Annotated in this window: 17 protein-coding genes and 1 pseudogene; 13 read left to right on the forward strand and 5 right to left on the reverse strand. The window is 59.9% G+C overall.

All coding sequences use genetic code 11. The annotated features are described in order from the left end of the window. Positions 1-20: 20 nt before the first annotated feature. The 5 genes from ACR0JN_RS11100 to ACR0JN_RS11120 are packed head-to-tail and all read right to left on the reverse strand — an operon-like array spanning position 21 to position 3,316. Entirely contained in the window at positions 21-1,427 is a 1,407-nt protein-coding gene (locus ACR0JN_RS11100; protein ID WP_480885622.1) for a DUF4384 domain-containing protein, read from the reverse strand. Further along, positions 1,424-1,834 carry an ExbD/TolR family protein gene (locus tag ACR0JN_RS11105; RefSeq protein ID WP_480885624.1) on the reverse strand — a complete coding sequence of 137 codons (411 nt, stop codon included), beginning with the start codon at positions 1,832-1,834 and terminating at the stop codon, positions 1,424-1,426. Before ACR0JN_RS11105 ends, ACR0JN_RS11100 begins: the two co-directional genes overlap by 4 nt. Continuing rightward, positions 1,831-2,265, reverse strand: a complete 435-nt coding sequence (locus ACR0JN_RS11110; protein WP_480885625.1) for an ExbD/TolR family protein — start codon at positions 2,263-2,265, stop codon at positions 1,831-1,833. Before ACR0JN_RS11110 ends, ACR0JN_RS11105 begins: the two co-directional genes overlap by 4 nt. A 10-nt stretch (positions 2,266-2,275) precedes the next feature. Continuing rightward, a complete protein-coding gene (locus ACR0JN_RS11115; RefSeq protein WP_480885627.1) occupies positions 2,276-2,896 on the reverse strand; it encodes a MotA/TolQ/ExbB proton channel family protein in 621 nt (206 codons plus the stop codon). A 3-nt stretch (positions 2,897-2,899) separates the two neighbouring features. After that, on the reverse strand, positions 2,900-3,316 hold the full coding sequence (locus ACR0JN_RS11120; RefSeq protein WP_480885628.1) for a hypothetical protein: 417 nt from the start codon (positions 3,314-3,316) through the stop codon (positions 2,900-2,902). Between the two features lie 393 nt (positions 3,317-3,709). Here ACR0JN_RS11120 and tssA point away from each other — a divergent pair, with 393 nt between their 5' ends. The 13 genes and pseudogenes from tssA (at position 3,710) to ACR0JN_RS11185 (ending at position 20,946) form a co-directional block, all read left to right on the forward strand. Then, positions 3,710-4,741 (forward strand): type VI secretion system protein TssA, encoded by a 1,032-nt coding sequence (gene tssA, locus ACR0JN_RS11125; protein WP_480885630.1) that lies wholly within the window; start codon positions 3,710-3,712, stop codon positions 4,739-4,741. 68 nt (positions 4,742-4,809) lie between these two features. After that, positions 4,810-5,325 carry a type VI secretion system contractile sheath small subunit gene (gene tssB / locus ACR0JN_RS11130; protein ID WP_039526464.1) on the forward strand — a complete coding sequence of 172 codons (516 nt, stop codon included), beginning with the start codon at positions 4,810-4,812 and terminating at the stop codon, positions 5,323-5,325. Positions 5,326-5,328: 3 nt separating this feature from the next. Beyond that, on the forward strand, positions 5,329-6,825 hold the full coding sequence (tssC, locus tag ACR0JN_RS11135; protein ID WP_480816041.1) for a type VI secretion system contractile sheath large subunit: 1,497 nt from the start codon (positions 5,329-5,331) through the stop codon (positions 6,823-6,825). Positions 6,826-6,918: 93 nt separating this feature from the next. Continuing rightward, on the forward strand, positions 6,919-7,413 hold the full coding sequence (locus ACR0JN_RS11140; RefSeq protein ID WP_480611699.1) for an Hcp family type VI secretion system effector: 495 nt from the start codon (positions 6,919-6,921) through the stop codon (positions 7,411-7,413). A gap of 80 nt (positions 7,414-7,493) precedes the next feature. Continuing rightward, the gene (locus ACR0JN_RS11145) at positions 7,494-8,306 is read left to right on the forward strand and encodes a type VI secretion system accessory protein TagJ (protein WP_480885632.1); all 813 of its coding nucleotides are present in this window, start codon (positions 7,494-7,496) and stop codon (positions 8,304-8,306) included. Beyond that, positions 8,299-8,793 (forward strand): type VI secretion system baseplate subunit TssE, encoded by a 495-nt coding sequence (gene tssE, locus ACR0JN_RS11150; protein ID WP_480816043.1) that lies wholly within the window; start codon positions 8,299-8,301, stop codon positions 8,791-8,793. Before ACR0JN_RS11145 ends, tssE begins: the two co-directional genes overlap by 8 nt. A gap of 2 nt (positions 8,794-8,795) precedes the next feature. After that, on the forward strand, positions 8,796-10,673 hold the full coding sequence (gene tssF, locus ACR0JN_RS11155) for a type VI secretion system baseplate subunit TssF (protein ID WP_480885633.1): 1,878 nt from the start codon (positions 8,796-8,798) through the stop codon (positions 10,671-10,673). Continuing rightward, positions 10,637-11,707 carry a type VI secretion system baseplate subunit TssG gene (gene tssG / locus ACR0JN_RS11160; RefSeq protein WP_480885635.1) on the forward strand — a complete coding sequence of 357 codons (1,071 nt, stop codon included), beginning with the start codon at positions 10,637-10,639 and terminating at the stop codon, positions 11,705-11,707. The genes tssF and tssG overlap by 37 nt, the downstream gene beginning before the upstream one ends. Before the next feature lie 2 nt (positions 11,708-11,709). Next, positions 11,710-14,427 (forward strand): type VI secretion system ATPase TssH, encoded by a 2,718-nt coding sequence (gene tssH / locus ACR0JN_RS11165; RefSeq protein WP_480885637.1) that lies wholly within the window; start codon positions 11,710-11,712, stop codon positions 14,425-14,427. 48 nt (positions 14,428-14,475) lie between these two features. After that, positions 14,476-15,627, forward strand: a complete 1,152-nt coding sequence (locus tag ACR0JN_RS11170; protein WP_480885639.1) for a hypothetical protein — start codon at positions 14,476-14,478, stop codon at positions 15,625-15,627. Between the two features lie 68 nt (positions 15,628-15,695). Beyond that, complete coding sequence (locus ACR0JN_RS11175; protein WP_480885641.1) at positions 15,696-16,550, forward strand: ion transporter; 855 nt, start codon at positions 15,696-15,698, stop codon at positions 16,548-16,550. Further along, a pseudogene (gene tssB / locus ACR0JN_RS11180) lies at positions 16,543-17,043 on the forward strand (type VI secretion system contractile sheath small subunit); the annotation flags it as partial. The gene ACR0JN_RS11175 and the pseudogene tssB (ACR0JN_RS11180), both read left to right, overlap by 8 nt. A 687-nt stretch (positions 17,044-17,730) precedes the next feature. Beyond that, a complete protein-coding gene (locus tag ACR0JN_RS11185; protein WP_480885972.1) occupies positions 17,731-20,946 on the forward strand; it encodes a type VI secretion system contractile sheath domain-containing protein in 3,216 nt (1,071 codons plus the stop codon). Positions 20,947-20,972 lie beyond the last annotated feature (26 nt).

Genomic DNA, 20,972 nt, shown 5'->3' on the forward strand with positions numbered 1-20,972 from the left:
TTTGGTCTTCTAAGGGCCCGTTACTGCTCGGCGGTCGTGATAAAGAAGTAAACCCACTCGCCCTTGAAATCCGGGTTCTCGGCTCGTGCGGCTGAGATGCGGGATTTGAGGAAGCTGAGATAGGTCTCCGCAGGTTCGATCAGTGGGCGGTCGCCTTGGTACAAAGGCTCCGAGGCCGCAAATGCGACGGCGATTTCCTGACCATAAGGCGGCCCGATCGTGATGTAGAGGCCGGGATCGCCCGGTGCCGCCGCCCCGACCCGCAATGCTTCTTTCGCCGGGGTCAGGTCCAGCGGTGTCGAGGCGTTTGGGCTGAGGTGGATCACCTGACCTTCGGCATCGAAATAGTCGACATAGACATAGGCGTCATAGTCAGCACCGGTCAGGTCCAGAACCAGTTGCTGGCCCCGCGTGTAGCGGAACTCGCGGGCGTGCACGTCTTCGCCGATCAGCAGAGGGTTGGTGATCTGATCGGTCGATTGCGGCAGTCCGACATCCGCGATCCCGCTGAGCGCACCGCATTGCGGGCGCGGCAGGATCAGCAGGTTATCGGCGATCCGGATGTTCTCGCCCATTTGCGCTTGCAAGGCATTCAGGGTGGGCGTGCGCAGGCCGTCCTCGGGTATATGTCCGATCAATTCCAGCGTATTGGTTTCCGGCTGAAACTGAACCTGCAGGCGCGAGCAGGGGATTTGCGACAGCAACCCGTCAATCCCGTCTCGCAAATCCTGCGCGCTTTGACCGGCATCCTCGGGTCGCATGAAGCTTTGAATGGCGGCCAGCGAAACCGGGTCGATGGGACCGTCGCCGGTGGTCGAAAACACCTCAGAGGCGCTGGCTTTGGGAATGTCGGGCAGGGTTTGGGTCAGCGCGACCGGTTGGGGTTGCAGGGGCTTGGCCCGGTCCGTCTCCGGGCTCGCAAGCACAACTGCCTGCGTCGGAGCCACCTGTGACGCAACCGGGTTTATCTGAAGGGCAGAGGAGGCGAGGAGTGTTGGTGAGGCGTCCGTTGCCTGAATGGTCTGATGCACATCGGGGACCTCTTTCAATTTGTTGGTATCAGCGTCCAGCGGCTCAATACTCTCCGAGGTCTGATCTACGGGGCTCAGCGCGTTGCTGCTCGGCTGCGACGTCGCAAGATCCTGTTGTGGTAGTTCAGAGGCAACTGCCGTCGATTGACGGACAACACCCTGATCCAGCCGCGCGCCCGTTGCATCTGCGGCGCGGGCTGTGTCTGTGTCGGGACGCGCCTCAACAGCCTGACTTTGCTTCACCTGATGGGCGGATAGCTGCATCCGCGTTTCCGGCACCGGTTGTTCGACCACCGGCTCCGGCTCGACGGTCCAGATCAGAAAGACAGCGGCCCCCAGATGCAGGGCCAGCGACCCGATCAGCCCTACGCCCCATATGAGTGGGCCACGGATCACCGCGCTGGTCCCGGAGGGGTCACGACCAGTACAACCTCGCGCGCGCCCAGTGCTTCGAACTGCCCAATCAGGGGCAGGATGTTGCGCAGCACGGCGTCGCGATGGGCGTTGATCCGGATCAGAGTGTCGGGCTGATTCTCCAAGACCGATTGAACCTGCCGGGTGGCTTCATCTGGTGACAGTTCCAACCCATCCAACGCCAACGTTCCGTCTGCCCCGACGGACAAGGTCAGACCCCCTGCAGGCATGTCCGCGCCGGTCTGCGCTGTCGGCGGGGTAACGTCAAAGGGGGCTGTTGCGTCCATGCGGCCGATCAGCATGAAAAAGACCAGAAGGAAGAACACCACATCAATCAGGGCGATGATCGTCTCGGGGTGATGCCGGGGGGCCGGGCGGGAGATCCTCATGGGCGGGCCTCCAGCCGGACAACGCGCATGTTGGTGACCCCGGCGCTTGTGACCACATCCATGACGGATACCAGCGACTGCAAAGCTGCGCTGCCGGTGGGCAGGATGACGACTTGCGTTGCAGGTTCCTGCGCCAAGCGGTCGGCCAGCAAAACCGCCAGATCGTCCGAGGTCATGGGTTGACCCTGATAATAGGGCGCGCCATCGGCACCGATGCGGATCAGCAGAGCACCGGATGATTGCTCACCCACCGCGCCCTGCGTCGGGGCAGGGCGGTCGGATGGGGCCAGCGCGGGGATCATGTCGAGGTTCAGATAGGTCGATGTGACCATAAAAAAGACCAGCAGAATCAGCATCACGTCAATCATCGGCACCAGCGAGATCATGGGCCGGGTCGGCTTACGTCTGCTCAGGCTTAGCTCGCTGGACATCGACGATTCCCTAATGCGCGCCGCGCTCTTCAATGACCATCAGACGGCCCACCGCGTTTTCGATGGACTGCGCACCCGCTTCGGCGCGGCCCGACAGTAGTGACGCTCCGATAGCGGCGGGAATGGCCACCAGCAGTCCGGCAGCGGTTGTCAGCAACGCCTGCCAGATGCCGCCCGCCAAGACCGACGCATTGGCCGCGCCCTGCGCCAGTTCAAGCTCCTGAAACGACTGGATCATCCCGGTCACGGTGCCGAGCAAGCCCAGGAGGGGGGAGATCATGGCAATCAGTTCAAGCACACGAATCCACGTGCTCATCGCGGCGAATTCCAGATTGCCGCGCCGCGTGAGTTCCGCCATCAGCGCAGGCCCCTTGAACCCGTCGATCAGCGCCTGCATCGCATAGGCGCAGACCCGGTCTGCCGGGGATTTACCCGCCGCCACCGCAGCCTGCGCAGGCTGGCGGTCGCCACCCGCCCATTTCACAAAGGCCGCGTCCCGCTCGGGCCCGCCGGACCGAACCGGGGCGAGTTGAATGATTTTGACCACGATCAGCGTCAGCGACAACACGGACAGCAGGCCCAAAACGGCGATGATCGGGCCGCCGGTGCCCAGATTTTCCAACCCCGGCATGGCTTACTGCGCCAGACCAGCTGAGGTTTTACTGTCCAGCACCAGCAGCGGGAAGCAATCCACAGGCTCGGCATTCTGGGGCTTGCAGGCGGGCAGATCGTGCAACAGCACCTCGGAGATATCCGCACAGTCGATTTCGGGGATTTCGAACAGTTTCAGAACGGTGCGCTGGACGGGCAGGGGGGCGGCGTCGATGGACAGCAGCCGGTCGATCACGCCGTTGGTGTCGAGGATCGCCAGCGACATCTCGAACTCTTCGAAACTGTTGCCGGTCTGGTTGCGAAACAGAAAGAATGCGCGGCACCCGCCCGACTCTCCGGCTTCGAACTTGTTTAGCTCGATGGACAGCTTGCCCTCGTCCGCTTGCGCGACGGTCGCGGACAGTGCCAGTGCTATCGCCCCAAAAATGCCTGTTTTCATGCGTCTTCCCCTGTTCATGTGCTTTGGATGCCGCGTTCTGGCCCGTGCGAAACGGCCCCTGACGGGCTCGATTATCTGCGATCATTGCAGCAACTCACCCCAAGCGCGAAGAAAAAAATCGGGTGATGTGCGCGGGTTGGGCCGCGTGGCCCGACAGAAACCTGACCTGCGGGTGTCGCCGGGGAACCCATGTCGTAAAAAAAACGTATTTATTGGGTTTGACTTTGCCCCGGGTATGCGGCTGATTCATCACACAGGCTGCGAAGAAGAAGCGATTTGTTTGCCAGTTCCGCGATCATGTGAAGTAATTCATACACGGGGTCGTGAACACTGCGCTAAGCGAAGCGACAAGAACAACAGACAGCCAACGGGCAACACGTTATTGGGGAGAACATGGATCTAACTTCTTATCTGGAACCCCGGGGTGAAGAACCCCCCAGCGGTGAAAATCTGGAGTATGATCCGGCCTTCACCGAGCTTGAGATTGCCGCTCAGCCCGGTGAAGAACGTCAGATGGGGGACGAGGTCGTTGCCGCCGAGGAACAGGACTGGCGCGATGTCGAAACCAAAGCGCTGGAGGTCATGGACAAAAGCCACGATCTGCGCGCGGCGATTTATCTGGCTGAGGCTGTTCTGCACACCAAAGGCCTACCTGCCTTCGCGACCTCCATTGGTTATGTGAAATCCCTGCTGGAGGAATTCTGGGACACCTGCCATCCCGAACTGGACGAAGATGACGGCGATGCGACAATGCGGATCAACGCGGTGCGTGGTCTGGCCTCAACCGACCGGATGGTACGCGCGCTGCGCCGCACCAGCCTGACCGACAGCCGCATGTTCGGCAGCATGACTCTGCGCCATCTGGACGTGGTCGATGGTCGGATCAACATGCCGGCCGATCTGGACGAGATTCCCGACGCCAACGGCGTCGCCGCCGCGTTCAAGGATACCGATGATGAGGTTCTGGCCGCCAATGCCGAAGCCGTCGCCTCGGCGATCGAGGATGTGGCTGCAGTCGACGCAGTTTTTTCGGAAAAAACGCCGGGCGAGGGGCCCAATCTGGACCCGCTGACCGAGGCACTAAAAAGTATCAAACAGGCTCTGGCCCAATATGCAGATGTCGGTGAGATGCCGGTTGAAGACGCAAGCGAAGGAGCTGCGCCTGCAACCGCTTCCGCCCCTGCGGCAGCCGCGCCGTCCGGCGGTGGTACGATCAACTCGCCCGAGGATGTCACGATGATGCTGGATCGCATCATGGATTACTACGCTCGCTGCGAACCCTCCAGCCCGCTGCCGGTTCTGCTGGAACGGGCCAAGCGGCTTGTGAATGCCGATTTTCTGACGATTATCGAAGATATGGCGAAAGAAGGTTTGGATGAGGTGCGCCAGATCGGCGGGCTGAAATCCGACGATGACGATTACTGATCCGTTAACAACCAACCCCCGATAACGGATTGAAAACAAACACTGATGGATGAATCGAGGAGCATCAGATGGCTGACAGTTCACAAAAATTTATAGCCCGGAACAGGGCTCCGAGAGTTCAGATCGAATACGATGTCGAGCTTTATGGTGCCGAGAAAAAGGTCCAGTTGCCCTTTGTCATGGGCGTCATGAGCGATCTGGCCGGTAAATCCGAGGTCGAACAACCTGCAGTTGCCGACCGGAAGTTCCTGGAAATAGACGTCGACAATTTCGACGACCGGATGAAGTCGATGGCCCCCCGCGCCGCGTTCACCGTGCCCAACACCCTGACCGGCGAGGGCAATCTGGCCGTCGATATCACGTTCGAAAGCATGGACGATTTCAGCCCCGCCGCGATTGCGGCCAAGGTTGAGCCGCTCAAGGAATTGCTGGACGCGCGTACTCAGCTGTCGAACCTGATGACGTATATGGACGGCAAGACCGGCGCCGAAGACCTGATCTCAAAAATCATGCAGGACCCCAGCCTGCTCAAGACACTTGCAGCCCAGCCCAAACCGGGCGGTGACGCTGCCGAGGAGGAATAAAAGATGGCCGAAGAAGAAGCCCAAGTAGAAGCCGCCGAAGGCGCAACAGCGTTTGGATCGTCCGAGTTCGAAGCGCTGCTGACGAAAGAGTTCCGCCCCAAATCGGATCAGGCCAAGACCGCCGTTGAAAGCGCGGTCAAAACGCTGGCCGAGCAGGCACTGGCCAATACCGGCCTGATTTCGGACGACGCGCTGCGTTCGATCGAAGGCATCATCGCCGAGATCGACAAGAAGCTGACCGAGCAGGTGAACCTGATCCTGCACCATGCCGATTTCCAGCAGATGGAAAGCGCGTGGCGCGGTCTGCATTATCTGGTGAACAACACCGAAACCGACGAGATGCTGAAAATCCGCGTGATGAACATCTCGAAGAAAGACATGCACAAGACCCTGCGCAAGTTCAAAGGAACCGCATGGGATCAATCGCCGATCTTCAAGAAGCTCTATGAAGAAGAGTTCGGCCAGTTCGGTGGTGAACCCTATGGCTCGCTGGTCGCCGACTATCACTTCGACCACAGCCCGCAGGATATCGAACTGCTGGGCGAGATGTCCAAGATCGCCGCAGCGGCCCACGCGCCGCTGATCACCGGGGCCAAGCCGAGCCTGTTCCAGATGGACAGCTGGTCGGAACTGGCCAACCCGCGCGATCTGACCAAGATTTTCCAGACCCCGGAATACGCCGCATGGCGGTCTCTGCGCGAAAGCGAAGATTCCAAATATGTCGGTCTGGCGATGCCGCGGTTCCTGGGTCGTCTGCCCTATGGCTCCAAAACCGAACCGGTCGAAGAGTTTGCCTTTGAGGAAGACACCACCGGCGCCAACAGCGACAGCTATAGCTGGGTCAACGCGGCCTATGGCATGGCGGTGAACATCAACCGCTCCTTCAAGGAATACGGCTGGTGCTCGCGCATTCGCGGCGTGGAAAGCGGCGGTACGGTCGAAGGCCTGCCCGCACATACTTTCCCGACCGATGATGGCGGCGTGGATATGAAGTGCCCGACCGAGATCGCGATCTCGGACCGGCGCGAGGCGGAATTGGCCAAGAACGGCATGATGCCCCTGATCCACCGCAAAAACAGCGATTCGGCGACCTTCATCGGCGCGCAATCGTTGCACAAACCGGCCGAGTATGACGACCCGGATGCCACCGCGAACGCCAACCTGGCGGCACGTCTGCCTTACCTGTTCGCCACCTGCCGCTTTGCGCATTACCTGAAATGCATGGTGCGCGACAAAGTCGGCTCGTTCAAAAGCCGTCAGGACATGGAATCCTGGCTGCAGGAATGGATCAACCAGTACGTGGACTTCAACGCCGATATCTCTGCCGAAGCAGAGAAGGCGCGCAAACCGCTGGCCTCGGCCGAAGTGGTTGTGGAAGACGTTGAAGGGAACCCGGGATACTACACATCCAAGTTCTTCCTGCGTCCGCATTACCAGTTGGAAGGCCTGTCGGTTTCGCTGCGTCTCGTGTCGAAACTTCCGTCAGAAAAAGCCGGATAATTCGCGAAAAAAATTGGTGGCATGTGAAGCGTTTCACTGCCGCCCGGACGGGGCTCCCGTAAACCATAGCTACACACACCAAAGGAACGGAAAATGGAAAACGTATTCATTAAAATGGACTTCCCTGGCGAGGCCCGGGAAAAAGGACACACGGACTGGATCGCCTGTAAAGAGATCAGCTGGAACGTGGAACGGACATTGGATATGGGCGACATGGGGACCACCCAGCGCGGATATGCCAATGCCAATTTCGGCAAGGTGGAACTGAGCACCGAGCTGAGCAAAGCATCGGCAAAACTGATGACCTATGTTGCGTCGGGCAAGGCCAATGCCGAGATGACCATCCACCTGTGCCGGTCGGGCGACGACGAAAAGAAAGGCATGGAGCCTTATCTGATCCTGACCCTGCGCGACGCCATCGTGGACAGCTATTCGGTGTCAGGCGGCGAAGAATCGATCCCGACTGAAAGCTGGACCGTTGCCTATCGCGGTATCTCGATCAAGTACAAGATTGCCGACTTCAAGACCGGCAAGCTCAGCGATTGCAACGAATTCAAGTGGAACCTGGAAACCGGCGACGTCAGCTGATTTCCGGCCTGAAAAAATGGCTCTGGCGTGTTTCCTCGCCAGAGCCTTTGGTATTTTCATCCTGACTGCACGAGGGTTTCATGACGCCGGAAGAGCATCTTAAATCAGGCGATCTGGCGGCCACATTGGCCACGTTGCAAGACAAGATCCGCTCCAATCCCGCAGACGCCAAGCTGCGGATTTTTCTGTTTCAACTGCTCTGTGTCATGGGCGACTGGAAACGCGCGATCACCCAGTTGAAACTGAGCGCCGAGATGGATGAAGCGGCCACGATGATGGCCAAGACCTATCGCGAGGCGATCATTTGCGAGGTCTACCGCGAAAAGGTCTTTGCAGGTGAGAAAACGCCGATGATCTTCGGCGAGCCCGAGGAATGGCTGGCACATCTGATCGAAGCGCAGAAACTGACCGCTGGCGGTCATTTTGATCAGGCCGCCGAGATGCGCGCCAAGGCTTTTGACGCCGCGCCCACCACATCCGGAACGGTGAATGGAGAGGCATTCGAATGGATCGCGGATGCGGATATGCGTTTGGGCCCTGTGCTTGAGGTGATCGTGAATGGCCGCTATTTCTGGCTGCCCTTTGCGCAGATCGTCAAGTTGGACATCGAAGCGCCCAGCGACTTGCGCGATGCGGTCTGGACCGCCTGCACGCTGACGGTGGCCAGCGGCGGCGAGATTGCGGCGCTGATCCCGACCCGTTACGCCGGGACAACCGAACAGGGCGACGACGCCGCGCGTCTGGCACGGGCGACAAGTTGGGTTGATGCCGGGTCTGAGACCTTTGTGGGTATTGGCCAGCGCCTGCTGACCACCGACAAATCCGACGTCGCGCTGCTGGATATCCGCGAACTGGTACTGGACGTGGCCGGGGAAACGGCAGGAGATGGCTGAGAAGACACTTGCCGAACGATTACAGCCTTCGCTTCTGGACCGGCTGACCGACGACGCGCCCGACCAGAAAAAAGAGGGGCGCGATGCGCGCGTGATCGACGTTGGCCGTCTTCGGGAAATCATCCAGCGCGATCTGTCCATGTTGCTGAATACCACCGACCAATCCGACCTGATTGATGAAGAGATTTATCCATACGCGGCCAAATCCGTGTTAAACTATGGCATCCGGGAAACCTCGGGGTCGTTCTCTACCCTCTACCAGGCGCAGCGCATTCAGCGGTCGATTGCCGATTCTATCGAGGTGTTCGAACCCCGGATCGTCAAAGGCTCGGTCTCGGTCGATCTTCGGTCCGAAAAAAAGTCGGGCGAGATGCATGTGGATTTCGACATTCGTGCCGTGATGTGGGCGCAGCCGATGCCTCTGGAGCTGTACCTGCGCAGCCGGGTCGATGTGACCACCGGCGAAGTTGCGATTGAGCGGAGCTAGTCATGGATACGCGGCTGCTCAAGCACTACGAAACCGAACTGGCTTTTCTGCGCGAAATGGGCGCGGAATTTGCCAGCGCCTATCCCAAGATCGCCTCGCGGCTGGGGATGGAAGGGATCGAGGTCGTCGACCCTTACGTGGAACGACTGCTGGAAGGCAGCGCCTTTCTGGCGGCGCGGGTTCAGCTGGAACTGGAAATGCAGTTCCCGGCCTTCACCTCAAACCTGATGGAGATTGTCTATCCGCATTATCTGGCCCCGACCCCGTCGATGATGGTGGCGCAGCTAGAGCCGGATGTGGGCAATGCGGCGCTAAAAGAGGGCTATCCGATTGCGCGTGGCACCACGCTGCGGGCCCATCTGGCCGAAGGTGAGCAGACGGCCTGTGAGTTCACAACCTCGGCCGATATGACGCTCTGGCCCATCGAGATTTCCGAGGCCGAATATATTGACGGTCGCGGCGAATTGGTCGCGGCGGGCGTGGCGAAGGAAACCGACGCACGGGCGGGCATTCGGTTGCGTTTGAACCGCACCGATGGTGAGCCGATGGCGGATCTCGAGATGGACCGCCTAGTGCTGCATCTGGACACGCAAAGCGGCAAGCCCTGGGCACTGCACGAATTGCTGGCCACCCAGTGCGTGGGCCTCACCGGGCGCTCGACCGACCGGCGCGCGGACTGGACCGCTCGGCTGACCGATGCGGATGTCATCCCCAAAGGCTTCGAGCCCGAGGAGGCACTGCTGCCAACCCCGCGCCAATCCTTTGACGGCTACCGCCTGCTGCAGGAATATTTCGCAATGCCCGAACGGTTCCTGTTTGTGGAACTAACAGGCTTGAGGCCGGCGCTGAAACAGTCGGCGGGCAATGATGTCGATATCTACATCCTGCTGCGCGACGGCATGCGCGATGTCGCCCCGGCTGTAACGCCCGCAGCCTTTGCGCTGAACGCGGTACCTGCCGTGAACCTGTTCCACCGCCGCTGCGACCGGGTGCACATCACGCAGATGGACACCCAGCACCATGTGGTGCCGAACCGGACGGCGGGTCTGGACTATGAGATTTTCTCGATCAATCGCGTGACGGGCATCCAGTCGGACGAAGAGGGCGATATTCCCTTCCGCCCGTTCTACAGCGACACCGACCTGACGGCGGCGGGCGACAATCACTCGGCCTATTACACCATCAAGCGCCGGATGCGGCAGCGGAACGAGAAGGAACGGTTGCGCGGGGTGCGGACATCTTATCTGGGCTCCGAGGTGTACCTGACTTTGGTGGACCGCGCGCAGGCGCCCTATCCCGGCTCGCTGGATCAGTTGGCGGTCGAAGCACTGTGTTCGAACCGCGACCTGCCCATGCTACTGGCGGCAGGCGGGGATGATGTGTTCCACCTGCCCGATGGAGGGCCGGTCAAAGCCGTGCGCACACCCGTCACGCCCACGCGCCCGCATGCAACACTGGCGCAAGGCGATGCAGCGTGGAAGCTGATCAGCCATCTGAGCCTGAACTACCTGTCAATCGCAGGCGACGGCAAAGACGGCGGCGCAGGGGCGCTGCGCGAGTTGCTGGGCATCTACGCCCCCTTGGGCAATCGCGTGACCGAGAAACAGCTAGAGGGCGTGGTGTCCGTCACCAGCCGCCCCATCGTGCGCCGCATGAGTGACGAGGTGCTCAGCACCGCCGTACGCGGGCTTGAGATCACGCTGGGATTTGATGAAAGTTTTTACGAAGGGACAAGCGTTTACGTCCTGGGTGCTGTGCTGGAACGGTTCTTCCGCAAATACACGACGATCAACAGTTTCACCGAAACTGTGCTGAAAACCGAACGAAGGGGAGAGATTGCCAGATGGCGACCGGCAGCCGGCCTGGGCAGGATCATCTGAGCCTGCTTGCCGCTCTGGCGGCGGACCCTGAAAGGCACCACGTCTTTCAGGCGCTTCGGGTGATCGAAGCGCATTACCACGATGCGCCGCGTTTGGGCGAATCCCGCCGTCCGCGCGAGGATAAAGTGCGGCTGGGGCAGGACGTGTCGCTGGCCTTTCCGCCCAACACGCTGACGCGGTTCGAACCGGCTTCGGACGCAGGCCCTGGCAAGTTGAGCAATTTGTTCTTTGGCTTTTTCGGGCCACAAGGGCCATTACCCCTGCACCTGACCGAATTTGCCCGCGACCGTCAGCGCAACCACCGCGATCCGACCTTTGTCGCCTTCGCCGACATGTTGACCCATCGGATGATGAGCTTGCTCTACCGTGCGTGGTCGGCGGCTGAACCCGCGCCCAGCTTTGACCGGGGCGACGATCCGTTCGAGCAGCGCGTGGCGGCGCTGGCAGGGTTCAAGGGCGGTGATTTCAGCGACCGCGACGCGATGTCCGACATGCTGCGCCGGTTCTTCGCCGGGCATCTGGGGTCAGGCACCAAGACGGTTGAAGGGCTGATCGCGATCATCTCGGACTATTTTGGGGTCGAAGCGCATCTGCAGCAATTCGTAGGCTCGTGGCTGGAGCTTGAACCGGACGACACATGGCAGTTGGGCGGCCCCGCGCGTCTGGGCCAGTCGACCAGCATCGGCGACCGGGTCTGGTCGCGCTCGGCCAAGTTCCGAATTCGGATCGGGCCGGTGTCTTTGGAAGATTACAAACGCCTGCTCCCGGGAGGTGTGTCGCAACAACGACTGGAATCGATCCTGCGCACCTATGTCGGCGACACGCTGGATTGGGAGGTCAATCTGGTCCTCGCCGGTGATGAGGTCCCGCGAGCTTCGCTTGGGGGAACGACGCAACTGGGTCACACAAGCTGGATCAAGACCCGCGACGACCCCGATGAAACTCGACCGGATGCGGACGATCTGATCCTCTATCCCGGATACATGAACCAAGAATTTGAGGCCGAAGAACCGGCCCTTGCTGAGAGGTATTGAAGATGACGGAAATCAGCCGTGTTTCGCTGTTCGGTAAGCTGAACAAGCTGGGCTATCAGGCGATCGAAGGGGCGACGGTGTTCTGCAAGATGCGGGGCAATCCTTATGTCGAGATTCAGCACTGGCTGCATCAGATCCTGAACGGTCAGGACAGCGACATTCACCGCATCATCCAGCACTACGATCTGGATCCGGGCAAGATCGCCACGGAACTAACCCGTTCGCTGGACATGCTGCCGCGCGGAGCATCCTCGATCTCGGACCTTTCCGATCACCTGATGGACGCGATGGAACGCGGCTGGGTTTGGGGTTCGCTGCTGTATTCCGACAGCAAGGTGCGGACGGGGTATCTGATTTTGGGGATGCTCAAGACACCCGCGCTGCGTAACATTCTGGCCAGCATGTCGCCGGAACTGGCCAAAATCGGCGCGGATGATCTGGCCGACAGCTTTGGTGAGGCCACCGATGGTTCGCCCGAGGATACGCTGGGCGCGCAGGATGGCTCGAACGTGGGCGGCGGTGCCGAACCCGGCGAGGCCAGCGGCGCGATGGCCCCCGGCGCGATGGGCAAGGGTGAGGCGTTGGAGCAGTTCTGCACCGACCTGACCGAACAGGCCCGCAATGGCGAGATTGACCCCATCGTTGGTCGCGACGAGGAAATCCGTCAGATCGTCGATGTATTGATGCGCCGTCGTCAGAACAACCCGATCCTGACCGGTGAGGCGGGCGTCGGTAAAACCGCCGTGGTCGAAGGCTTTGCCCTGCGCATTGCGCGCGGCGATGTGCCACCGGCGCTGAAAGATGTGCGTCTGCTGGTGCTGGATGTGGGCCTGCTGCAAGCGGGGGCGTCCATGAAGGGTGAGTTCGAAAACCGTCTGCGTCAGGTAATTGACGAGGTGCAGGCCAGCCCGACACCGATTGTGATGTTTGTCGATGAAACCCACACTCTGGTTGGTGCTGGCGGTGCTGCCGGGACGGGCGATGCGGCCAACTTGCTGAAGCCGGCGCTGGCGCGCGGAACGCTGCGGACCATCGGCGCGACTACTTGGGCCGAGTACAAGAAATACATCGAAAAGGACCCGGCCCTGACCCGGCGCTTCCAGGTCGTGCATGTGGAAGAACCCGACATTCCAAAAGCGGTTCTGATGATGCGCGGCATCGCCTCGATGCTGGAAAAACACCACCGCGTGCAGGTGCTGGACGAGGGGATAGAAGCGGCAGTGACACTATCAGCCCGCTACATCCCAGCGCGGCAACTGCCGGACAAATCGGTCAGCCTGCTGGATACGGCCTGTGCCCGGGTCGCAGTGTCTCAGCATGCGGTGCCAGCCGAGGTCGATGACAGCCAGCGCCGGATCGAGGCTTTGACGACTGAGCTTGAAATCATCGAACGCGATGAAACCGCTGGCTATGACGTGGCCGACCGACGCGAAGCGGTGAATGCCGCAAAAGAGGCGGAAGAGGCGCGGCTGGCCGAACTCAACGGGCGTTGGGAAGCCGAGAAAAAAGTGGTCGAAGAAATCCTCGACCTGCGGGCCAAGCTGCGCGCTGGCGGGCAGGAGGTCGAAGGCACCGGTACCGCCGAAGGTGAAGCCGCGACCGAGGAGGCGCCGGATGCGCAGCCCATCGACCGTGAGGCTTTGCTGGCAGAACTCAAAGCCAAGAATGCCGAGCTGGAAGAGGTGCAGGGCGACAGCCCTCTGATTCTTCCAATCGTGGATCATCAGGCGGTGGCCAGCGTTGTCGGCGACTGGACTGGTATTCCTGTGGGTCGCATGGTCAAGGATGAGATCGAGACGATCCTGAACCTTGAAGACCGTCTGGCCCAGCGGGTGATCGGCCAAGACCACGCGATGAAAATGATCGCCAAGCGCGTGCAGACCAGCCGGGCAGGGCTCGACAACCCCAATAAACCTATCGGGGTCTTCATGCTGGCGGGCACCAGCGGCGTCGGCAAGACCGAAACCGCGCTGGCGCTGGCCGAGGTGCTCTATGGCGGTGAACAGAACGTCATTACCATCAACATGTCGGAATACCAGGAAGCGCACACCGTAAGCAGCCTGAAAGGGGCCCCTCCGGGCTATGTCGGTTATGGCGAGGGCGGTGTTCTGACCGAAGCGGTGCGGCGCAAACCTTATTCGGTTGTTCTGCTGGATGAGGTCGAAAAGGCCCACCCGGACGTGCACGAAATCTTCTTCCAGGTCTTCGACAAGGGTGTCATGGAGGACGGTGAGGGCCGCGTGATCGACTTCAAGAATACGCTGATCCTGCTGACCTCGAATGTCGGCACCGAGATGATCATGGACATGTGCGCCGATCCCGATTTGATGCCCGACCCCGAAGGCATGGCCAAGGCGCTGCGTGATCCGATGCTCAAGGTGTTCCCGCCTGCTCTGTTGGGGCGTCTGGTGACAATCCCTTATTATCCGCTAAGCCCGGACATGCTGGGCGAGATCACCAAGCTGCAACTGGGTCGCATCCAGAAACGGGTACAACAGGCACATGGTGTTCCCTTCGAATACGCCGATGCCGTTGTGGATGAGATTGTGAACCGCTGTCAGGAGCTCGACAGCGGCGGGCGCATGATCGACGCCATCGTGACCAACACGATGCTGCCCGATATCTCGGCCGAATTCCTAAAAAGAATGATGGAAGGGCAAGAAGTTTCCAAAGTCGTGATCGACGTCACAGACGGCGACTTCACTTATGGATTTGACTAAGGGCGATCAACCAACGGTCGTAGCACATAGGACAACAGGAGAGAGACGATGGCTGCATTCACAACAAGCGCGCAACTGAACATTGGCTACAAGGGCAAGATGTTCAAACAACCTAAATGCGAGTTCACGGTGGCCCATGCCGTGCCCGAAGGCGAGGATGAAACAGAAACCAAGCTGCTGCGCGCCGCGTACGCCAAGCTGTGGGAAAAGAACTTTACCAAGCTCGAAAAAAAGCGCTCGGCCGAGTTCAAAAAGGCGATGGACGGCACCGAAAAAGACATTGAGAAAAAGGATTACTCGGAAGACCAACTGAAGAAGTTCATCGAAACAGCGAACCAGCTGATCAAGCAGGGTCTCAAGACCTTCCAGAGCGAGGTCCAGTCGCTGGCGACGACCTGCATGGAACAGGTTTATGACTATGTTGAGAAGAAGCTGAAAAAGAAGATGACCCGCAAGAAGATCAAGACGGGTCTGAAAATCACCGCACTGGTACTGATCACGCTGGCTGTTGCCGCCGCCTCGATCGCAGCAACGGTTCTGACCGGCGGCGTGGCCGCAGTTGTGATCGCAGCGGCCATCGGCACCGGAGTTGGTGCGCTGATTACCAGCGGCAAGACGATCAAGAAGGAATATGACAGCTACAAGGGCTTCCTGGACAAGATCGAAAAGGACATCAACGCGATCACCAAGGCCGTCGAGTACCAAGAGAAAAAGAAGAAGGCGTCGGAATTCCGCAAGCTGGGGCCGAAGGAAAAGGTCAAGCTGCTGATGGCCGGTACCTCGGGTCATGTGAAATCGCTGAAAAAGCACCTTGAGGATGGCGCGACGCGCATGCTGCTGATGCGCAAGCACATGAATGAGGCGTTGGTAAAAGCAAATGAAGCCCGCGAAAACGCCGACAAGATGAAAGGCCACCCGGACAAGGCCATCTCGGCCGAAGCCGCCGAGGCGGAACGTCTGGCGAAGGAAATGGCCTACAAGCTGGAAAAATTCGAAACCAAAAAGAAGAAATACGACGAACTGAAAGCCGAGGCCGCAAGAGTGATCAAGGACCTTGAAACCAAGGGTACTTGGGATGGCGGCAAGCTGTCCAAGGCAATCAAGTTCGCGGAAGATCACGAAGATACCGCAAACTTCATGATCAGCGCGGGCAAGGCGCTGGCAAAATCCGGTGCGAAAATCGTGAAGGCCGTAAAGTAAGTTGAATATCGCGGGCAGCGCTGGTCTGATATCCGGCGCTGCCTGTCTCGTTCAAAGGAGTGACCCCGTTGGAATCCAGTACGGCCCCTGATCCCACGCTGCGCGACCGCGCCCGGGAATTTGTCGAGCGTAAGGCCGTGACCAACACGATTCTGGGCGTGATCATTTTCAACGCGATCACGCTGGGCCTGTCGACGTCTCCGTCAATTCAGGCCAATGTCGGGCATATCCTGCGCGTCATTGATACGATTGTCCTGGGTATTTTTGTCGCCGAACTGCTGGTGAAGTTTTACGCTTACCGTCTGAGTTTCTTCAACAATGCCTGGAACATCTTTGACCTTGTGGTCGTGACGCTGGGCCTGTTGCCCAACCGCGACGGCCTGTCCGCCCTGCGGGGTCTGCGGGTTATCCGCGCGATGCGGCTTTTGTCGGTCATCCCGCAGATGCGCGCGGTGGTGCAGGCGCTGTTGGACGCGCTGCCGGGCATGGGCGCGGTGATCATCATGATCTCGATCGTGTTCTATGTATTCGCCGTCATGGCCACACTCATGTACGGCCCCGATTTCCCTGAATGGTTTGGGTCGCTGGGCCGGTCGCTCTATTCGCTGTTCCAGATCATGACGCTTGAAAGCTGGTCAATGGGCATCGTGCGCCCAGTGATGGAGGTTCACCCAACCGCATGGATTTTCTTCGTACCCTTCATCGTGATCACTGCGTTTTCGGTGCTGAACCTGTTCATCGGCCTGCTAGTCAACACGATGCAATCAGCGGTTGAGGACGAATCTGTCGAGGAATTCTCGCACCTGCGCGAGCTTGTTCGCAGCGAAACCGACGTTGTCGACGACCGCGTCAAGGAACTGCTGGTCGAGGTCAAAGCCTTGCGCCGCGAAGTGGCGGAATTGAAAGGGCAGGCAGATGGCTGACAGTTCGCAGAAATTCATCGCCCGCAACCGCGCGCCAAGGGTTCAGATCGAATATGATGTGGAGCTTTATGGCGCTCAGAAAAAGGTGCAACTGCCTTTTGTGATGGGCGTGCTCAGCGATCTGTCGGGCAAATCGACGGTTGAAACTCCGGCTGTTTCTGACCGCAAGTTCCTTGAGATCGACGTCGACAATTTCGACGACCGGATGAAGGCAATGGCCCCGCGCGTCGAATTTGCAGTTCCCAACACGCTGACGGGCGAGGGCAATCTGGCGGTCGATTTGACATTCGAGAAGATGGCGGATTTCTCGCCTGCACAGATCGCCTCCAAAATCGAACCCCTGCGTCAGCTTCTGGACGCGCGGACCCAATTGTCGACCCTGATGGCCTATATGGACGGCAAGGCCGGGGCCGAGGCACTGATCGAAAAGATATTGGCGGACCCAGCGCTGTTGGGCGCCCTGGCCAGCAGCCCGGTCGAGGGGCACGACACGCAGGCGACGCTGGATGCCCTGCGCGAACTGACCCCGGACGACGCGCCCGAGGATCGGTCTGTCGAAGACGCACTGGCCTCGGTTCCCGAGGTTGAGGCGGTCGAGGAACAGGACAGTTCCGCGGACGTGCTGTCAGACCTTGCCGCCGCCGCGCCAGACGAGGAACCGGCGGATACGGCGCTTGAGGATGCTCTGACCTCCCTGCCAGACGCCCCCAAGGCGGAGGCTGAGGATACAACCTCTGACGTCTTATCCGATCTGGCCAGCGCTGCCCCCGAAGACGCGCCGCAGGATAGCTCGGTCGAAGATGCGCTGTCGTCGATTCCCGAAGTTGCGGTTGAGGAAACCGCAGACGACTCGGCAGATGTTCTGTCCGATCTTGCGGATATGGTTCCGGAGGAAGCCGAAGACACCTCTGCGATAGACGCGCTGTCTTCATTGCCAGAGGTTGAAGACAGCGACGAACAGGATCAAAGCACCGATATTCTGGCGGGTCTTGCAGATCAGGCCCCCGAACCGGTTGCCAAGGACAATTCGGTGGAAGACGCCTTGTCGTCGCTCCCCGAAGCGGTCGAAACCGCCGAGGAAGATCACTCGGACATCCTGACCGACTTGGCCGAGGCCGCACCAGCGGACGAGGATGAGGACGATGGTGATCTGGATGATCTGCTGGGCGACCTCGCGGATATGGCCCCCGAGGAGGAGGGTGAGGACACATCCACCGCTGATGCATTGTCTTCGCTTCCTGACGCTGAAGAAACCGCGGAAGAAGACCATTCGGACATTCTGACCGACTTGGCCGAGGCCGCGCCGGACGAGGAAGCCGAAGACGACAGCGAACTGGACGATTTGTTGGGCGACCTCGCAGACATGGCCCCCGAGGAAGATGTCGAAGATACATCCGCCACCGACGCGCTGTCTTCACTGCCCGAGGTCGAGGACGTCGCCGAAGAAGATCATGCGGATGTTTTGTCGGAACTGGCCGATGCAGCCCCGGAGGATGAGGGTGACGATGACAGCGATCTGGACGATCTGCTGGGCGACCTCGCCGATTTGGCCCCAGAGGAAGACGTTGAGGATACATCCGCCGCTGACGCGCTGTCTTCGCTACCCGAAGTTGAAGAAACCGCCGAAGAGGATCATTCGGACATCCTGACGGACCTCGCCGAGGCCGCACCGGACGATGAAGCCGAAGACGATCTTGATGACCTTTTGGGTGATCTGGCCGATCTCGCTCCGGAGGACGCGGACGAAGCCGAGGACACGTCAGACGACGTGCTGGGTGATCTGGCGGATGCGGCACCTGAGGACGACGGCGAAGACGACGATCTTGAGGCCTTGCTGGGCGATCTGGCCGAGGATGCGCCGGAGGACGCCGAAGAGGATGACGTTGATCTGGATGATCTTCTTGGCGATCTCACCGATGAAGAACCGGATGAGGATGAAGCGGACGATGATCTGGACTCGGTTCTGGGTGACCTTGAACTGGATGAATCCGAAACGGATGAATTGGACGTCGACGATCTGGATCTGGACGGTCTGTTGGGGGACGACGAAACCCCGGACGAAGAGGCCGAGAGCGCAGACGACGATCTGGATTTGGATCTCGACGAACTGCTTGGGGATGACGAGCCGTCTGATGAGGCGGACTCTACCGCCGAAGAGGTTGATCTGGATGATCTCGATCTGGACGACCTGCTGAACGACTCGGATGATGGGGACGAACCCTCGGCAGATACCGACGATTTGGATTTGGACCTCGACGATTTGCTCGAAGGTGACACGCCGTCCGATGATGAGGACGAAGAAACCTCTGACATTGATCTTGACGATCTGGACCTCGACGATCTGTTGGGTGATGACGAGACATCTGATGACGCGGGTTCCGCCGCAGACGAAATTGATCTCGATGACCTCGATTTGGACGACCTGTTGAGCGACTCGGAGGATGAGAGCGAAGCTTCTGCGGACACGGACGACCTGGATTTGGACCTCGATGACTTGTTGTCCGATGACGAAACGGACGACACAGCCCCGGAACCGGACGCCACGCCGGAAGACGCGAAACCGAGCGGAGAGCCTGCGCTGGCCTTTGGTCGGATGAGTGCCGACAGGCCCGACCCCGAGCGGTTGAAACGCACCCGGTTCCGCATTGCGATCTTTGGTGATTTCACCGGACGGTCCGCTCGCGGACAGATCGAAACCGGCGACGCGCTGGCCACGCGCAAGCCGATCCTGCTGGACCCGGATACGGTCGAGGATGTGATTGCAAGCTTTGCCACCGATCTGGTTCTGCCCATCGGCAAGGATGGCGCGGGGATTGAGGTCAAGCTCAAGGAACTGGACGATCTACACCCGGATGAACTCTATGAAAACGTGGAATTGTTCGACGGCCTGTCCGGTCTGAAAAGCCAGCTTGGTTCAGGGGCAACCGCCGATCACGCAGCAAAGCAACTGATTGCTTGGGGCGAGGAATTCGGACAGGCGGTGGTGCCGCCGCGCAAGACGTCCGGCGGCAATACCGTGCGCGCCGATCTGAAGCTGAGCGATTTTCAGAAGCTCATCGGCGACACGGGTGGGGAACTGGCGCAGCCATCTCCGGTGGACGATCTGCTGAAACGCGTGGTTGGGCCACATATCCGCAAACTGCCCAGCCCGGATGTCTCGGCCATGCAGTCAGCGGTGGATGAAGCGCTGAGTGCTGCGATGCGGATGGTGTTGCACCACCCCGAGTTCCAGTCGGTCGAGGCGCAATGGCGCAGCCTCGATCTGATCGCGCGCAGTGTCGAAGATGACGATACGCTGGACGTGATCTTGTATGACGTGTCCGCCGAAGAAATCGCCGCCGATCTGGCGGCAGAGGAGGACCTTGCCAAAACCGGGCTCGTGCGCCTGCTGACCGAGGAACCGCTGGACGAAGAAAACGGGCGCGGCGGCTATTCGGCCCTGATTGGCCTTTATACGTTCGAGGAGACTCCGCCCCATGCCGAATTGCTGGGCCGGGTGGGCCGGGTCGCGGCGCATGTGGATGCGCCTTTTATCAGCGCCATCACGCCGGGTTATCTGGATATCAAGAAAGAGGACCGGCACCCGCTGGTGGTCAAAGCCTGGGACACGTTCCGCGCCATGCCCGAGGCCGGGCATGTGGGTCTTGCCTCGCCCCGGTTCCTGCTGCGGCGGCCTTATGGGGCCAAGTCCGAACCGATCTACGAGTTCGACTTCGAGGAATTCACCGAAACCGAAGGCCTGCGCGGCATGCTCTGGGCCAATCCGGCGGTGCTGGTGACGATCCTGCTGGCGCGCTCGTTCAAGCAAAACGGCAAGGCGATGAACCTCGGCTCAGTCATGAGCCTTGGCGGCGTGCCCTACCATTTCGTCAACGACCGCTACGGCGATCAGGTGGCGCTGCCCTGCACCGAGCGCAATATCACGCTGGAAAAACACGAACATTCGGTTCAGCGCGGCTATATGCCGGTGCTGTCGGTCAAGGGCCGGGATGAGATACGGCTGGGCTCGTTCAACTCGGTCGCCGGGCAGGAGATTCTGGGCCCGTGGACCGGTGTTCCGGTGCCCGAACCCTCGCCAGATGTCCCGCCTGAGCCCGAGGCCAGTGATACATCGGATGACGAGGATGATTTCGATCTGGATATGGACGATGACACCTCGGATCTCGACCTCGGCGACGATGATGCGGATGACGACGAGGACGATCCGGAACTGGCGGCGCTTATGGCCGATCTGGCGGGCGGCGGTGACGCCGCCGAAGACGAGGATGACGGGGACGATCTGGATGATTTCCTGTCGTCCTTTGGGGATGATGATGACGTCGACTTTGGCGATGGGTCCGAAGATGGCGAAGAAGAAATGGACCCGGAACTGGCTGCCCTGCTGGCTGATCTGTAACGGCGTGCCGAACGAGATTTGGAAGG

The organism is Ruegeria sp. G12, assembly GCF_056533565.1.

Excerpts from the sequence above, each read along its gene's own strand:
- ACR0JN_RS11105 (WP_480885624.1), bottom strand. The coding sequence starts at position 1,834 with ATGAGGATCTCCCGCCCGGCCCCCCGGCATCACCCCGAGACGATCATC.
- ACR0JN_RS11110 (WP_480885625.1), bottom strand. The coding sequence starts at position 2,265 with ATGTCCAGCGAGCTAAGCCTGAGCAGACGTAAGCCGACCCGGCCCATG.
- ACR0JN_RS11115 (WP_480885627.1), bottom strand. The coding sequence starts at position 2,896 with ATGCCGGGGTTGGAAAATCTGGGCACCGGCGGCCCGATCATCGCCGTT.
- ACR0JN_RS11120 (WP_480885628.1), bottom strand. The coding sequence starts at position 3,316 with ATGAAAACAGGCATTTTTGGGGCGATAGCACTGGCACTGTCCGCGACC.
- tssA (WP_480885630.1), top strand. The coding sequence starts at position 3,710 with ATGGATCTAACTTCTTATCTGGAACCCCGGGGTGAAGAACCCCCCAGC.
- tssB (WP_039526464.1), top strand. The coding sequence starts at position 4,810 with ATGGCTGACAGTTCACAAAAATTTATAGCCCGGAACAGGGCTCCGAGA.
- tssC (WP_480816041.1), top strand. The coding sequence starts at position 5,329 with ATGGCCGAAGAAGAAGCCCAAGTAGAAGCCGCCGAAGGCGCAACAGCG.
- ACR0JN_RS11140 (WP_480611699.1), top strand. The coding sequence starts at position 6,919 with ATGGAAAACGTATTCATTAAAATGGACTTCCCTGGCGAGGCCCGGGAA.
- ACR0JN_RS11145 (WP_480885632.1), top strand. The coding sequence starts at position 7,494 with ATGACGCCGGAAGAGCATCTTAAATCAGGCGATCTGGCGGCCACATTG.
- tssE (WP_480816043.1), top strand. The coding sequence starts at position 8,299 with ATGGCTGAGAAGACACTTGCCGAACGATTACAGCCTTCGCTTCTGGAC.
- tssF (WP_480885633.1), top strand. The coding sequence starts at position 8,796 with ATGGATACGCGGCTGCTCAAGCACTACGAAACCGAACTGGCTTTTCTG.
- tssG (WP_480885635.1), top strand. The coding sequence starts at position 10,637 with ATGGCGACCGGCAGCCGGCCTGGGCAGGATCATCTGAGCCTGCTTGCC.
- tssH (WP_480885637.1), top strand. The coding sequence starts at position 11,710 with ATGACGGAAATCAGCCGTGTTTCGCTGTTCGGTAAGCTGAACAAGCTG.
- ACR0JN_RS11170 (WP_480885639.1), top strand. The coding sequence starts at position 14,476 with ATGGCTGCATTCACAACAAGCGCGCAACTGAACATTGGCTACAAGGGC.
- ACR0JN_RS11185 (WP_480885972.1), top strand. The coding sequence starts at position 17,731 with ATGGCCCCCGAGGAGGAGGGTGAGGACACATCCACCGCTGATGCATTG.